This window comes from Halomonas sp. SCS19, from assembly GCF_040147015.1.
GTDB classification, from domain to species: Bacteria; Pseudomonadota; Gammaproteobacteria; order Pseudomonadales; family Halomonadaceae; genus Halomonas; species Halomonas litopenaei.
The window spans coordinates 417,488-433,913 of the sequence record NZ_JAMSHN010000001.1; the positions used below are offsets into that span (position 1 = coordinate 417,488).

2 protein-coding genes (1 of these 2 only partly in view) are annotated in these 16,426 nt (G+C 67.2%); both read right to left on the reverse strand.

All coding sequences use genetic code 11. The features are described from left to right. A protein-coding gene (locus NFH97_RS01685) for an LEPR-XLL domain-containing protein (RefSeq protein ID WP_349624284.1) crosses the window boundary here: on the reverse strand, positions 1 to 15,508 show its 5' portion. 13,379 nt of this gene lie to the left of the window's left edge; only the first 15,508 of its 28,887 coding nucleotides appear in the window; its start codon is at positions 15,506 to 15,508; the stop codon falls past the left edge of the window. A gap of 71 nt (positions 15,509 to 15,579) precedes the next feature. Further along, positions 15,580 to 16,383: a SapC family protein gene (locus NFH97_RS01690; protein WP_222515318.1), complete on the reverse strand. Its 804-nt coding sequence runs from the start codon at positions 16,381 to 16,383 to the stop codon at positions 15,580 to 15,582. Positions 16,384 to 16,426: the final 43 nt, after the last annotated feature.

Genomic DNA, 16,426 nt, shown 5'->3' on the forward strand with positions numbered 1-16,426 from the left:
TGGCGATGTGACCGGTGATATCCAGCTTGCCGCCGCTGATGGCAAGGCCGGTGACCTCGATCTGGCGAGTATGGCCATTGAAGATCACCAGGGCGTCGCCGGAGGACGCCGACAGCGTCAGGCTACCGCTGGAGCCGCTGCGGATGTGGTCGGCGATACGCTGGGCATCGGCGGCGCCGATGGTCAGGTCGTAGCCGTCGACGCCGGCACGAATATAGCCGTTCAAGTTGACATATTCGGCATCGATGACGATGCTGCGCGCCTCCACTTGTGGGCTCGCGCTCGCGCTGTTGGCGATCGCGGACAGCGCATCGGCGTCCAGCGCCCCTGCGCCATCGTCGCCATCGGCTCGCACCGCCGCGGCATCCGCGTTACCCCCGGGGTTGAACTGTGACAGCCCCTTGATCGTCAGCTCGCCCGGCGAGCTCAACAGGATGCTTTCAGCGCGCATCTCGTTTTCCACCGAGATGGATCCCTTGGCGTAGCCGATCAGCTCGCCGGAAATATTGCGGGTCAGCCCACCGAACACCAGGCTCGAGGGCGGAGCGGTGTCGAAGGAGCGACGATCGTAGAGCGACTCCGCGTCGCTGTAGCCAAGCGCCCCCATCAGCACGTCGCGGATCTTCTTCTGGTTGGCGTCGTTTTCATCGAAGGCAACACCGTAGCTGTTGACCACGGTGATGCGCGGCTGGCCATTCTGGGCGCCAGGGTCCCCCTCCACCGACAAGCCGGCGCTCTCGCTCGCGTTGATGGCGTCGATCTCGGCGCTGGAAGCCACCTGGGTCAGGTTCAGGTAAAGCCCCCCGGTAACCTGGGGAATCTCGATATCGCCCAGTACCATACGCGAGGGCGCCTTGTTGAGGATGGTGATGCTGGCGTCGGTGGGCGCCTCGACATCGCCGCCGCCGCTCAAGTCGTCGGCGTAGACGTAGACCGCCCCCGCCTGGGCCCAGACGTCATCCAGGGTGATGGTCAATTCGTCCACCCGACTGACGATCAGCTGGCCATTGACCTTCTCGCCATAGCCTTCATCGACCAGGGCCTGCTCGAGGCGCGCGATCTCGCCCTGGTAGAAGTCGACCAGCCGGGTATTGCCGGAGTTGCGATAGACGTTGTATGCCTCGCGAATGCGTTGAAGCTCGTCGACCAGTCCGCTCTGACCCGGAGTGACGCTCACCGCGAAACCAATATCGTCGTGGCCGGATTCAGCCACGATATAGTTGCCACTATTGGCCACCTTGGCCGCTAACTGGTCCTCGAGGGCTGCCATTTCGGCTTCTTTCTGGGTGCGCTCGGCAGGGGTCAGGCTGGTGCTGTTGAGCGCTTCTGCGAGGGCATTGATGCGCGAATTGAGATCCGCGATGTCTTGCTGTTCCTGCGTTACATCGATCACCCCGAGCACCAGCGTCTTGTGGCGCCCAAGGCCGGTTTCCACCCGGCCGTCGATGATCACGTCGGCGTCGGCGTCGGTCTCGACATCGCCGTCCACCAGTTGAGCGCCGCCGCTGCCGAGGGCTGCGTCGATGGCACTGCCCACCGCCGACAGCCAGTTGACGCCCTTGGCCCGCGCCTCCATGTCGCTGAAGCCAAAGCGCTCGGTAAACAGCAGGATATCCCGCGCACCGATGACCTCGGCCCCGCTTGCCACCTCGATGCGGTTGGTCTGGTCCATCTTGGCCAGGGCGTTGAGGTCATCGATCGGAATGATGCTGCCGGCAAAGCTGTCGAGCACCGCGCTGACCGCGTAGCGATCACGCTCGCCCTGGGCACTGCCACCGGCCACGATATCGATATTGCCAAGCGCGGACACCTTGGCACCACCGCGCACGGTGACCCTGTTGTCCGGAGTCACCACCACCTTGGCGCTGCCCACCCCGACGGTGGCCGCGCCATAGGTATCCATCAGCAGGGTCGCCGCCAGGTCGCCGCCGCCACGGGCCGACATCAGCAGTTCGCCCTGGCTGACCAGCTCGGCGTTGCTCTTGATCTCGACGCTGGCGGCCAGATTGGTGGTCAGGATGTCCACCGTGATACCGGCGCCGGAGGCCAGGCCGCCGGCGGTCAGGTTGACCTTCTCCTTGAACACCACCTGGTTCTTCGCCGCCAGGCGAAGATCACCGTCACTGGTGTGCAGGTAGGCATCTTCGCCGACCACCACTCGGGTATTCAGATCGAGACGGGCGACGCTGGAGGCGCCGGCGCCGGCCACCGCACCACCGGCCACCCCACGGATATTGCCATCGTCGGTGCCTGCCAGACGCTGCTTGTCCAGCCGGGTATCGCTGAATACGTCGATCGCCGCAGCCTTGACCAGCGCCTTGTCACCGACCTCGGCCAGGGTATTGGCGGTAATCCAGTAGCGCGACTCGGCGCCGCTTCCGGCGAACACGCCCCCGGAGACACTCATGATGCGGGCGTCGACGTCGAAGCTCTGATCGGCGTGCACGGTCAGCAGGCCGCTGTTGCCGGCAGCCTTCACCAGCAGCAGTTCGGCGGCGCCGATCAGCGCTTCGGTGGTGGCATGCTGGGTGACGTGGGTGGCGGCGCCGGCGCCGGCGGCCACACCGCCACTGCCGGCCAGGGCGTCGAGGGTCGCTTCCAGCTGCCCGTTCGCACGGACGCTGGCGTCTCCGGCGAGGATGCCATTGCCGCTGCCGATGCGTGCGCGACTGACGGTCCGCTGTTCGACGGTAACCTTGGCAGCCCCCGCCGCCACCAGGCCGCCGACGATGCTGCTGGACTTGCCAGAGAGGCGCGAGATCAGGTCGCTGGTGACGTCCAGCCGCCCGGCGATGGCAAGATTGGTGCTCTCGCGCAGGCTGCTGCCGCTGCCGTCCTCCAGGGAGGTGTCGGCGATCTCTGCCACCACCTCAGTGCTGTCCTTGAGCGTCACCAGGGTCGCATCGACGCCCAACAGCGCCCCCCCGGCGGAACCCAGGGCCTCACCGCTCAGGCTGTTGCCATTCGCCAGGGTATTCAGGGACGCGGCAACGTCCATGGACCCGGCGGTGATGCGGATATCATGGGCCGCGCTGGAGTCAGGCGTGCCGACCCGCGCCAGCACCTTGGCCTTGAGCTCTCCTTCGACCACCGAGACGCCGATGCCGACGCCCGCCGCCACCGATACCCCCAGAGTCTTGATCTGTACCGCAGGCGTCAGGCTGGCGTTGATGCTCAGGGCGTCAGACAACGAGATCCGCGCGCCGTCACCGATCCACGCCTGCACCTCCTGGGACAGGGTCACCAGGGCCACGTTGGCGCTGCCGCCGGCCATCCCGGCGGCCACCGCCACCACCTCCAGCGCGACCCGATCGATACTCGTGGCCGAGACGTTCAGCGAACCGACGCTCTGGTTCTCGCCCACCCTGGTATGCTCGCCGACCCAGGCCCTCGTCGCACCGCTGATCTCGACGGTGCCCACCGACACGCCTGCGGCCACCAGGCCGATGGCCCCACCTGCAGCCCTCAGTGAATAGTCGCGATCGGCGCTGGCCATAATATCGACGCGATCCGCCGCCTTGATCAGGGTGCCGCCAGCGGCGCTCGTGGCGCCTTCCAGCGAGGCAAGCTGCTGGGTGCGATCCAGCAGGATGGCCACCTGGCCACCCACCGCGATGCTGGGTGCCGCCGAACCGCCATAGGCGCTGATCGACACGTCACCGTCGTAGTCGCTCGCCACCTCGATGGTGTCCGCCGCATCCAGGGTCGAGCCGCGGCCCACCTGGGCGGTCACCGCCCCGTTGAGCTCGACCACCCCCACCGACAGGCCGACACTGGCAACACCGCTGACCGCACCGGAGCCGGTCAGGGTCTGCACCTTGAGGGCTTCGCTGGCCTTGACGCTGACGTCCCCGCCGGCGGTAATCACCACGCCACGTCCCAGGGTCGCGGCGGTGTCACCTACCTTCAGAGGCGACTTGACGTCGAACAGCTTGTCACCCGAGAGACCACCGGTCAGGGTGCTCAGGGCGCTGTTGGTCGAGGTGCGGTTGGCCTTGTTGTGGTTTCCGGCATCGTCGGGACGATCGAAGTCACCGTCGAACGCCGCCTGCTCGTCGCTGTCCAGCGGCGTATCGGTGCCGGAATCAGAGTCTTCGGCCTCGGCCTTCATGGCGAACTCGCCGCTCTGGAAGCCGGCGAAGGTATCGCTCACCAGGTCTTGCAGGTCCTCGACCCGCTCGAAGCTCTCCTCACTCAGCCCCTTGCCCAGACTGATCACCGAGATGGCGCCACTGAGGCTCAAAGAGCCGGAGCCAGCAAAGGCGATCACCGTGGAGTTGAGGGTACGCGACAGCCTGGCCTCGGCGGTCACATCGCCCCCCGCGATGATCTGCGCACCATCCGCCACACTGACACGGGTCTGCTCGCGCAGCACCATGACGTCCACCGAAGCACCGAAGCCCGCCGCGCCGACGGCGGCAGCGCCGACCCCCTGCAGATAGCCGGCCAGGCCACTGCGCTCATTGACCAGGGTGGTGGTGGATGCCTCGAGCAGCACGTCATTGCCGGCGTTCAGTTCGCTATCGCCGGACACCAGCACCTGCGTCACCGAATCCGCCGTCATCACCGATACCGCGCCGGCCACACCGACCGCACCGCCACCGGCGGTGGCTACGGTGATGCCCAGATCCAGGCGCTGGCTTGCCGACACCGCGATATCATTGCTGGCAGTCACTATTGCCTTGTCCAGCGACACTCGTGCCTCGGGGTTGAGCAACCCCAGCGCCAGCGAGGCGCCAAAGCCGACGGAGCCACCGGCCACCGCACCGACGATAAAGCGGCCGTCCACGTCGTTGTCGGCACGTACCGCCACGTTGGTGCCGGCGACCTCCACGTCCTTGAGATAGGCCAGGGTCTCAAGCGACAGATCGACCACGCTGGCCGATCCCGCACCGGCGACGCCGTTGAGGCCCACCGCCGCCCCCATCACCGTGGACAGGAAGCTCACGTCGGCGCGGGCCTCCACCGCCACGTCGCCGCCAGCCTTGACCATCAGGCCGTCGCTTTCAGCCGAGTGGTCGAAGCCGTCACCGCTGATGAAGGCCTCGGTCTTGTGCTGGAAAAGGGTGACATCGACACCAGCGGCGCCGGAGCTGCCCCCACTGACCGCCGCCGCGCCACCGCCACTGTCGGCGTCGCCACGATGCAGGGCCCGTACCACCACGTCGGCGGTGCTGTCGATGCGCGCCTTGTCGATGTAGGCGCGGGTCGCGCCGGTGACACCATCCACCACCACATTGGCCGCCAGGGCATTGCCGGCGGCGCCCGCCGCGGTCACCGCCACGCTGGTGAAGGACACCTCGCTGGTGGCCAGCACCACCACACCCTTGTGGCTGTCTGTCGTCCAGCCATTGTTCCAGTCATCGCGCACCGATACGGCCGCACCGCCGGCGCCGGCGCTGACGCGCGCACCACCACCGATCCAGGCTTCAGAGGTGCTGCCCAGCAGGTCGACCCCGACACCGCCGCCCAGCGCCACCGCACCCACGCTGACGGTGCCCAGGGTAATAGTGCTGACGTCCTTGCTGTCGCTGACCACGCTGACGTTGCCGGCGGCATCGACGCTGCCGCCGTCGATGCGCGCGACGCTGGTGTTGTTGATCAACGAGCTGCCGGCGTTGCCGGCACCTGCGCCGAAGGTGCCGTAGCTGACACCGGCTATCACGATCAGGTTGGTGGAGCGCGAGCGGGCATCAATGGCGATATCGCCGCCGCTCGAGTCGAGCGTGGCGCCCTGGCTACCGGCCAGGATGCTGTTATCGATGTCCAGGTAGGCCACCGAAAGACCGGCCGCACCACCCTTGACCGCCACGTTGACCTGGGCACTGGCCGCCGAGATCGCGCTGGTGTCGCTGGCGCTTACCGCGATGCCGCCGGCGCCACTCACCTCGGTGGCGCTGTCGCGAATATCGGCGACCACGTCCTTGCGGGTGAAATTGAGCGAGGTGGTACCGCTGAGTGCGGCGAAACCGGCCACGGCACCACCCAGGGAGTAGGCGCTGATGCTCGAGGATGAGACCGCTGAAAGGCTGACCTTGCCGTCGCTGGACGCCACGCTGGCGCCGCCCTTGATCAGCGCGTGGATACGGTTGGCGCTGTCGCTGGTGGGGTCGTCCGGATCACCGCCGATATAGTTGTAGGCCAGGTAACCGGCCAGGGCGAAGGCCCCGGCACCGGACCCCGCCACGGTAAAGGCATTGAGGCCGAGATCATCGCTGGCCGACAGGGCAATGTCTCCCGTCGCCGAGACCGTGGCCTGGTCGATCACCGCCGTGACGCTGCCGCGCAGCCAGTTGAGCGACAGCGCCCCGGCCACCGCCACCTTGCCGGCACCGGCACCGGCCAAGGCAAAGCTCCAGACCTGGTCACCCTGCCCGGGCGTCGCCGGGCGATTCTCGTCTGAGTCTTCTGGCGGTATCAGGCTGTCATCGACCTTGACCGAAGGCACATCGGTGATCCGAATCAGCTCGGCCTTGACGTCGACGCGCCCACCCGCCGTTACCTCGGTGCTCGCCCCGAGGATGCTCGCGCTCAGCGCCGACGCCATGTCGTTGGTCGCCGAGGCGCCGGCAAGACCGACGGAGCCGGCACCAGCCGCCGCGCCGGCCACGTTGATCATGATCGGCGCCACCGAGGCATGCACGCTGACGTCACCGGCGCTGGCCCTGACCACGGCACCATTGCCAATCGATGCCAGCACATCGTTCTGCATGAAGTTGATGCCGATGGAGCCGGCCAGGGCCACCGCCCCGGCGCCCGCACCGCCGGCGGTAATATTGAGCATGCTGGCTTCGGAACGGGCGTCCACCAGCACGTCGCCACTGGTGGCGGTCACACTGGAGGCATCGATCAAGGCGGCGATCTGGCCCACGCTGTAGCCGTGGTCGCTGCGCTCGCCCTGGAGGATGAAGGCGTCTTCGCTGGCGTCTACGTTCTGGTCGCTGGAGTTGTCGACGGTGCGCGAGGGATCGCTGGGGTCGCCTCCCAGATAGTTGAAGGCGATCGCCGCGCCCCCCGCCGCATTGCCGGCACCGGCGGCGCCGAAGGAGAAGTTGACCAGGCCCTTCTTGTCCTGGGCCAGCACGCTGACACTATCAGCGGCGGTGATACTGGCGCCCCCCGAGACTTCGGCCAGCACGCTGGAGCGCAGCCAGTTGAGCCCCACCGCAGCGGAGCCGGCCACGCTGCCGGCGCCCGCACCGGCGATGGTCAGGTTGATCACCCCGGCGGTCCAGTCCATGTTGGACATGTCCCGGGCGGCAATATCCGATGATCCCGTGCTCGGATTGGTCTCGGTGCCCTGGGTCGCCGGGTCCACCTCAAGTCCCAGTGCCGACAATTCCAGCGCGGCGCGACCGCTGCGCTCGGCCAGGCCCGCCCAGACGGCTACGTCACCACCGGCGATCAAGGTGGCCCCCGTCACCCGGGCCACAATGGCGTTGTCGACCTGAACGGTGCCGCTGCTGACCCCACCGGCCACGGTGCCGGCGCCCGCGGCGCCGATGGCCACGACTACCACCTGGGCACTGTCGGTGGCCTGGATGCGAATATCACCGGTACTGCTTTCGACGCGCCCACCGTCGATCAGCGCCTCCACCTTGCCCTTGATCAGGTTGACGCTGACGGCACCGGCGAGGCCCACCTTGCCGGCCCCGGCACCGCCAAGAGCGACCGACACCACCAGGCTGCTGGCCTCGGCGTCCACCACCACATCGCCGCCGGCCGAAACGCTGGCGTTCTGGATCAGCGCCTGGCTGTCGTTGTCGATCAGGTTGACCGAGACGCTGCCGGCCAGGGCCACCTTGCCGGCACCGGCTCCTGCGCCGCTGATCGCCACAAGCTCAGCGCGATCGCGGGTGGCCACCAGCACCTGGCCGACCGTCGAGACGTTGGCGTTGCTGATTGAGCTGCGCAGGGTATTGGCGATCTGGTTGACCGAGACGCTGCCTGACCCGGCGAACTTGGTGCTGGCGCCGACCCCCAGGGTCAGCGATCGCACCAGACCGGTGTTGGCCGCTACCACCGACACCGCGCCGGCGTTGGCGATGGCACCGCCACTGATCAGGGCCAGCGTTTCATTGGACAGACTGTTGACCGACACCCCGGCACCAAAGCCGGCGGTGCCACCGACACCGACGGCGCCGGCCAGCGTCCAGACGCTGCTGTTGTCCTCGGCGTTGATCTCCACTTTCGGCGCCGGCGCAAGGGCGTCACTGCCCTTGTCCAGAAAACTGTCGACCACACGCGCCTGGGTGGCATTGTCGATCAGGTTGACCGCGGCGGTCCCCGCAAGGCCAACCCCCTTGGGCCCGGTACCGATGCCGGCCGAACCGGCCAGGCTAATGATCAGGGTATCGCTGAGCGCCTGAACCGAGAGTCTGCCGATCACCAGCGACTCGCTGGCACTGCCCAGTGCTTCAACGTGGGCGTCGACGTCGTGGCTGATATCGGCGAAGGCCGCCGCCCCGCCGACGCCGGCCTTGCCGGCGCCAGCCACCGCGCCGGCGATCAGTACCGCGTTGGCGGCGTCACGCGCCACCACGCTGACGTCCCCGAGATCACCGGACTGGATGTTCAAAAGCCCCGCATCGACGGTGCGCGCGGAGGTCAGCACACTGGCCGCCCCAGCCACACCAAAGCCCTTGGCGCCCGAAGCGACGGCGACACCGGCGGCAGCGACCACCGTCCAGCCCTCACGCGCCGCGCTGAGTGCCAGACCGCCCGTATCAAAGGAGGTGACGCGATCGATCCGCGCCCGGGTGATGCCGCTGTCGAAGGCCAGGGCGGCGGCCCCGGCCACCGCCACCTGGGTGCCACTGCTGCCCAGCGACAGCGCCGCGCCACCGGCCAGCATGCCAAGATGACTGCTGTCCTTGGCGGCCACCGACGTCTTGCCGGTGATCTTCAGCGTCTCGATCCCCTGGATCAGGGCTTCGGTACGATAGTCGGCGATATTCACCACCACCGAACCCGAGACACCGAGGCCGAAGCTACCCTTCTGGTCACCGCCGGACGAGGTGGAAGACGTGCCGCCGCTGCCGCCGGAAGACGCCTTGGCGGCACCGCCGAGCTTGCCACTCAACTCCTTGAGCACGCTGTCATAGTTGCTCTGGTTGTTGGGCCACTTGTTGGGGTCGTCCTTGGTGGCGCTGCCCCCAGCCGAACCACCACCAGCGCCCGAGCCGCTGGCGTCACCGGCCGAATCCAGCCCGCTGGTACCGCTGCTGCCCGCCTTGGCTCCGGCCAGGGCGAGGTTGGCTACCACCCCGCCGTTATTGGCCTCGACCAGCAGATCACCTCCTACGGTGATGTTGCCGTTGGCGCTGGCTGGCGTGGTCACACCACCGATCACCGCTCGGGTGTCGCGCTCCATCACCGAGACCACCGCCGACACACCGACGCCAGCGCTTTTGCCGGAAGCGACGCTGCCGCCGATACCAAAGGCGTAGGTGTCGTCGTTGGCGCCGACCCTGAGCGCCGGCCCACTGGCCCCGTCCACCGAGACGGCACCAATGTTCAGCGATACCCCGTCCTGAATCTGCGCCAGGGTGGTGTTGTCGACGATATTGGCCACTGAGGTGGCGTTGAAGGCGACCTTGTCGGCCTTGCCACCGGACACCGCCGCCCCGATCAGCAGGGTGTCGCTGTCGGCGCGCACGTCCAGACTGCTGGCGACCAGCGCCACACCGGTCTCGATGACCGCACGAGTATCCGCGCCGAGCAGATGCACGCCGATGGAAGCACCGATGGCGCTGCCGTCGGACTGGATGCCGGCGAACCCGGACTTGATGGTATCGATATCGCTCTTGAAGGCGTCACGCCAGGCCTCGGCGCTGGCCTCGTCGGCGCCGGCAAAGGTCGGCAGGCTGAGATTGCCGACCAGCGACAGCAGGTGGTTGTCGCTGCGAGCGATGACCTCGACCTGCTGCTCGTCGCTGGGTGTGACGCTGGCCACATCGGTGGCGCCCCCCAGATTGATCCGGGCACCCTCGCGGATGCGGGCCTCGCTATCCTGATTGACCAGGAAGACGTTGGCGGCACCGGCGATGGCGAGCTTGCCCCCCTCGGCGGTGGCCACGGTCCAGCTGTCGAAGCTGCCGCTGATCCCCAGATTGCCGGTAGTAAAGGCGTTGAGCGCCTCGACGAATTCCTCGATACGGGTCTGCAACGGCGAGCTCAGGGCAGTCCAGCGGCTGTCGTCGCTGAAGTCTTCACTGGCGAGATCCACACCGCTGACGTCGGCCCCCTCGAACTGATAGATCAAGCCGGCCTCGCCCCCGCGCTGGTGGTCATCGGCCACCAGCACCTTGTCGCCGTTGGCCAGGTCTGCCGTACCTTCCGCGCTTGCATGGTCGTAGGTGCCATCGAGTTCACCCAGGGCCTTGCCCGCCACATACAGGTGACGCCCCCACAGGCTATCCATATCGACGCTGTTGAGGCTCTCGGCGGTGACGCTGATGGCATCGCCGGCGTCCAGGTCCACCAGGCCCTCGACCACCGCATCGGCGTGGTTGTTCTGCAGCGCAAAGACGAAGCCGCCGGCGACACCGACATCGGCTACCTGGCTGTCTTCCTTCTGATCCTTGGCGCTGTCGGTGCCCTGGACCTCGGACTCCGCCGCGGCGTCTCGCAGCTTGCCGATCAGGGTGTTGCCCAGCACCTTGTCGGTGAAGCTCTCTTCCTTTTCCTTCTTGTTGGGGTCGACGCCGGTAGCCGAACCCTCTGCACTGACCGCCGGGCGGTGGGCGCTGGTGGCGCTGACACTGACCGCGCCGGCCACCTCGATGTCGCTGCGCTGGGAGGCGATGGCGCCCAGTCGCGTCACGTTGGTGCCAAGGCGGGCCTCGGCACGATTGATGTCCACCGAGACCGCCAGGGCGGCGGCCACGTCCAGGGCGTTCTTCTGCTGGCCCTGGGATTCCTTGAAGTGCTCGCCGATGGAGGCAGGCCCGCGGTCGGCGATGCCTTCCTTGATCTTGTCACCGATGACGCCGCTGAGCGCCTCCTGAAAGTTGCCGATCACCGATGTCGGCGACAGGTCCTCGGCGCTGGCCGTGGCCCCGTCGACAAGGCTATCGGGGCCACCACCGGGGGCGGTACCGGCGCTGGCGCTGGTACCGCCATGGCCTTCGCCCTGGGAGGTCTCGGCGCTCAGCGTCAGATCGCCGCCCACACTGACGTCACCGGCCAGTTGCGCCTCGGTGTTGCTGGTCTCGACGTTGATCGCCAGGGCGATGCCGACCTTGCCCTTGTCAGGGGCGGAACTGGCGGAGGTTTCGTTTTCCTCCACGCTGGTCGCCGCGACCACCAGATCATTGCCTGCACTCAGGCTGGCGTCTTCCCACACCATCACCCGGGAATCGCTGACCAGCACGCTGACCGCTACCGCGCCGGCCACGCCCTTGAGGCCATCCGGTTCAGCAGAGACGCTCTGGGCGGTGCTGACACTGCTGCTCAGGTTGATGTCATTGGCGGCGCTCAGGGTACCGTGGACGTGCACACTTGAGCGGGTGATCAGGGTGCTGACCGACACACCCAGGCCCCAGGCCTTGCTGGCGCCCACCTCGGTACTGATGTCGAGCTCGGAGGCGACGGTGATGTCCCCGCTAGTGGCGGTGATGACCGCGTCAGAGCCGATATCGATGGCGACCTCGGCCACCATCACCGAGACACTGCCAAACAGCGACAGCCCCTGAAGGAAGTCCAGCGCCGTATCGATGCCCTGGTCGAGGAAGGCCACGCCGGTGCGCAGGTTGAACCAGTCGCGATCGGGATCCACCAGACGCGCATCGATGGTTACGTCCCCGCCCTTGAGCGTGGCCTTGTCGATATCCACCGACAGGTCGAACAGGCCCACGTCGACCAGGCCATTGGCAGGCGCCAGCAGGGGTTGAAACAACTGCGCGCCAAGGTGCAACTCGCCGCTACCGGCATCGATCACACTATCGCCACCGATCGTCAGCTCACGCGCCAGGATCGACAGATCGTGTCCCTGCGTCGGATCACTCATGCTCAGATCGACGTTGTCCAGGGTCAAGGCCCCGTCGGCACGCAGCTCGACACTGCTGGAGAACGTTCTGGTCACGTTGGACAGGGAGGCGTCGCCATCCCAGTAGCCCACCAGGCTGGCGCCCTCTCTGACGGTCACGTCGTCGAGCCGGGCGAGGCTCCCCGCCGCCAGTTCCACCTCGACCTGATCGCCAGGCTTGGCGTTCACGATGGTGTCGGTCGCCGCCTCGGCGATATCGATGGCCAAAGCGCCGGTAAAGGCAGTGGCCGTCAGGGTCTTGTCGGCGCCTCCGGTCAGGCTCAGGCGCGCCGCCTCGATCCCGGACAGCGTGGTTGTGGCCGAACCAACGACCAGACCGGTATCGGTCAGCGTCATGGAGTCGCCCGCCGCCGCCAGCAGGCTGTCGGTGCCGGCGCCGCCGGCGACACTGGCGGCGCCGGACACGACGACGATACGGTCATCGCCACGGCTACCGATCAGGGCATCGCTGCCGCCGGCACTGGCGTCCAGCACCACGCCGGTCCCGCTCAAGGCGGTGCTCTGCCATTTGTCGGCACTGACGCCCATGCCGAGTGCATCGGTCAGGATCTTCGCGGTGGCGTCGGCGCTGACGGCGAAGCTCGCGCTTCCCGTGGTGGTGTCGGTGACCACAAGGCGCCCGCTGGCACCATCGAAGCTCGCGGTCAGACCTTCGACGTTGTCCAGCAGCACCAGCAGGTCGCCTAGGGTGCGGGCGTCGGCCACATTGAGCACCCGCGTCTCGCCATTCTGCAGGGTGAAGCTCAGGTACGCGCCGGAGTTCTCGAGTTCGCTACCGGTGACGTAACGCGCCAGATAGGACTCGTACTCCGCCTGGCTGGCGAAGTCTTCTGCACCGGGAATCGCATCGCCCAGCGCCGAGAGGAAGGTCTCGATCTTGGCGTTGGAGGCGCCGCCAGCGGCCATCAGCGCAGTGACCCGGGTCTGTTCGCCGACCCCGTGCCAGCCACTGGCATCGAGGGTGTTGGCGCCGGCGTTGCCGACCAGCGTCAGCGCCTCGATATCGCGATAGCTCGAAGCGGTCCCGCCGTCGATGCTGAAGCTGTCCCCACTTACGTTGATGGCGTTCTGGCCATCGGCCAGGACGATTTCCAGACGATCCTGGCCGACGCCGCCGCGGATCTCGTTCTGCCCAGACCCGGCACGAATGACGTTATCCCCGGCTACCGCCACGAACTGGGTCGTGGCCTCGCCACCGATCATCAGGTCGTTGCCGCTGCCCCCCTGGAGATAGACACTGCCGCCAAAGCCGCTGGCGTCGAGCACGGTGTCGCCAAACTCGGCACGCAGCATGCCGTGCTCGATGCCGACCAGGCTCTCACGCCCCGCTTCCCGAGCGCGCACCTGGGTCGAGGTCACCGTGGCGCTGGCCCCGGAAGCTCCCAACGCCAGACCACTGCCGACCAACGCCTTGGCGAAGGCACCGTCGTCGGCCACGGCCATGAAGTCGCCGATAAAGCTGACGCGCCAGCGTACCTGCTGCTCACCAGCGGATTCGAACAGCTCGCGGGCCACCTGCAGGTTGCCTTCGCCCACCGCAGACAGTGCCTCGAGCGCCTGCTGTACCGCCAGGGCGTCGGCGTCCCAGGCCAGCGCGTCTGTCTGCTCGCCGGCGAAGTGGAAGACCACCGTCTCACCGGCGCTGCGCGACCACACCAGCTCGCGCTCCTCGGCGACGTCACCGCGCACCAGGGTGGCGCTGCCGCTGCCGCCGAACAGACGTAAGCTGTGGGAAGTACTGCCCAGCACCGAGTCGCTGCCGCTGCCACCATCGAGGCTGTTGCTGCCGCGATTGCCGAACAGCACGTCGTCACCGACACCCCCGACCAGGATGTCGTTGCCACTGCCGCCCAGGAGTACCGCGTCGCCGGCGCCGGCCTTGAGGGTGTTGTCACCGGCGACGCCTTCCAGCTGAACCGAACCGCTGAACGCAGAGGCGTCCAGCACATTGGCAGAAGCACCGCCCACCAGGGTGGCGAGTTCGACGTCGCCCAATACCCAGTTGGTCCAGCCGGTCACGCTCAGCGCGGTATCGGTCAGGGTCATGTCGGCGTCGGCGCTGGCCTCGATGCGGTCGTTGCCGCCACCGGCCTGGACACTGCCGCCCCCGGCGCTGAGCACGAATCGGTCGTCCTGCGCGCTGCCGACAAGTTGGCTATTGCTGGCGCCATCCAGGCTCTGGAAGGTCACGCCGGAAAGCGAGTAGCCGCTGGCATTCAGCGTCTGGCCGGTCCCCGCGGCGGACAGCACCAGTTCCACGGGCTGGCGCTGGAAGCTCAGGCTGCCGTCGCCGGTGGTGATCGTGGCGGTGGCGCCAGCGCTGGTCAGGGAGATGTCCCCGGATGCGCGCTGCACCACATAGGTCAGCTCGGCCTCCTCGGGGGTGAACTCACTGCCCAGCTCGCTCTGTTCGAAGCGATCGCTGCCGCTCACCGACACCAGGGTACTGCGACCGGCGCCGGCTTTCAGGGTATCGTCGCCGCCGCCCCCGACGATCAGGTTGTTGCCATTACCCCCGTCGAGGATAGTGTCGACCTGCGAGGTGACATCACCGATCAGGCGGTCGTCGCCGCCGGTACCGATAACGTGATTGAAGCCGTCGATACCGACGAAGCCGGTGGCCTTGCCGGTCCCCAGATCGACCTCTACCGAGGTGGAGAAGTCGCTGAAGTCGAGGATCTGGCCGGCCCGACCGTCGAGTCGGTCGATGCCGTTGAACGCGATATTGCCAAGCCCCAGACTGCCCTCGTCGTAAAGCGACCAACGCGCCCCGTCCTGGCTGCTCGAGAGCCGGTGCTGGGCGGCATCGTCCGTGGCTGACAGCACGCCGTCGTCGCCCTGGCGATAGGAGGCGGCGTTCACCGTCTCGATGCCCGTGAAACTGAGCCAGCTATCGTTGCGCGCCGCCGTGGTGGTGCTCGACCAGTCCACGCTGCCCGCCCCATCGGCGCTCACCTGCCACTCGGTGTTGCCCTGGATGCCCTCGATGCGATCATCGCCCTCGCCCCCCGCGAAGGTGATGGTCAGCCCCTGGCTATGCTCGAGTGCCAGAACGTCGTCGCCGTCGCCGCCCTGGAAGCTCACCAGCAACCCATCCGCCTTGCCCAGCAGGCTCTGGTCCACGCGCAGGATGTCCTGGGCGTCGCTGCCCTGGATGACCACGCCGCCACTGGCCTTGGCCTCATCGAGACCGCGTGAGGCCACCACCTGACTGACGCCTTGCTCGTCGAGTTCGACCACCTGCAGCACCTGCTGCTGGTTCTCCTCGACCACCCGCAACGTCATCTCGGCACCACCGGCCACGCTGGCGGTCAGCGGGTCCGCCGACATCAGCATGCGTGGCTCGAGTCCCTCGAACACGAACCGGGACGGCTCTGCCTGGGCACGACGAGCACGCCTGGGCTGGCGGAGAAGACGAGCGATCAATTCGGACAGAGGCTTGCGCTGGTGGCGACTCATGGGGGGACTCCGGTGGCGAAAAACGTCAAGAGGCGCATCGCGGCGACGATACGCCCCCTGATCTCGGTCGATCAGTGAACGGGAGTGTCCTGTTCGGCGTCGGACGCGACCGCCTCCTCGGCGGGGTCGCCCTTGGCCAGAGCACCCAGCCGCGAACCACCCTGCGCCTGACGGCTCAGTCGATTGAGATTGCGCAGCGACTGCAGGTGGACGTAGAGCAGCTCCAGTTCGTCACTGTCCAGCAGCGCCTTGAGGCTGTCCTCAGGCAGCGCCTTGAGCTTCTGACGGTTGACCGCCTGGAAGCCGGTCAGGGTGCGCTGACCACCTTCCGGCAAGCGAATCTGGGCCTCGACCGACTCGAGCAGGTCGAGCTCGACCAGACGGGCGCAGAAGGCGTGGGTGCGCTGGAAGTGCGCCTGATAGTCCTGAAGGAAGTCCAGCACCTTGCCCAGGTACTGGGTCTGCTCACCGTCGGCGTCGAAGAAGCGCTCGCCGCGACCGTCACGATTGAGCCCTTCGTAGTCATCATCGATGCACAGGGTGAAGGTCTTGTCGTTGTCGGCGGAGGCAAACACGAAGGGATAGCGGCGGAAGAAGGCCGGCACGTACTCACCGCGCCACTGGCCTTCACGGTCCACCAGCAGATTCTGGTCCTGCTCGAGTCCCAGCACGGCGACCGGCAGCACCCCGTCGTCGGCCTGGGTGAAGACGATCGGCAGGTCGGTGGCGGCGGTCGGAAATTCGGCCGCCATCAGCGGCACCGAGTTCACCCCGCTGGCAAAGCCGAAGTCCTTGCCGACCTTGAGCGACAGCTCGCCATGCTTGTCGCGGGTGATCGGCTGAACGTTGCGATAGATAAGAAGTTGAGTCGCCATGAAAGAGTCCTCTAGTACTTGAGTGTCGTCCCTGGGCCTGGAC

Bases quoted from the DNA above. Each gene is read 5' to 3' on its own strand.
- NFH97_RS01690 (WP_222515318.1), bottom strand. From the start codon at position 16,383: ATGGCGACTCAACTTCTTATCTATCGCAACGTTCAGCCGATCACCCGC.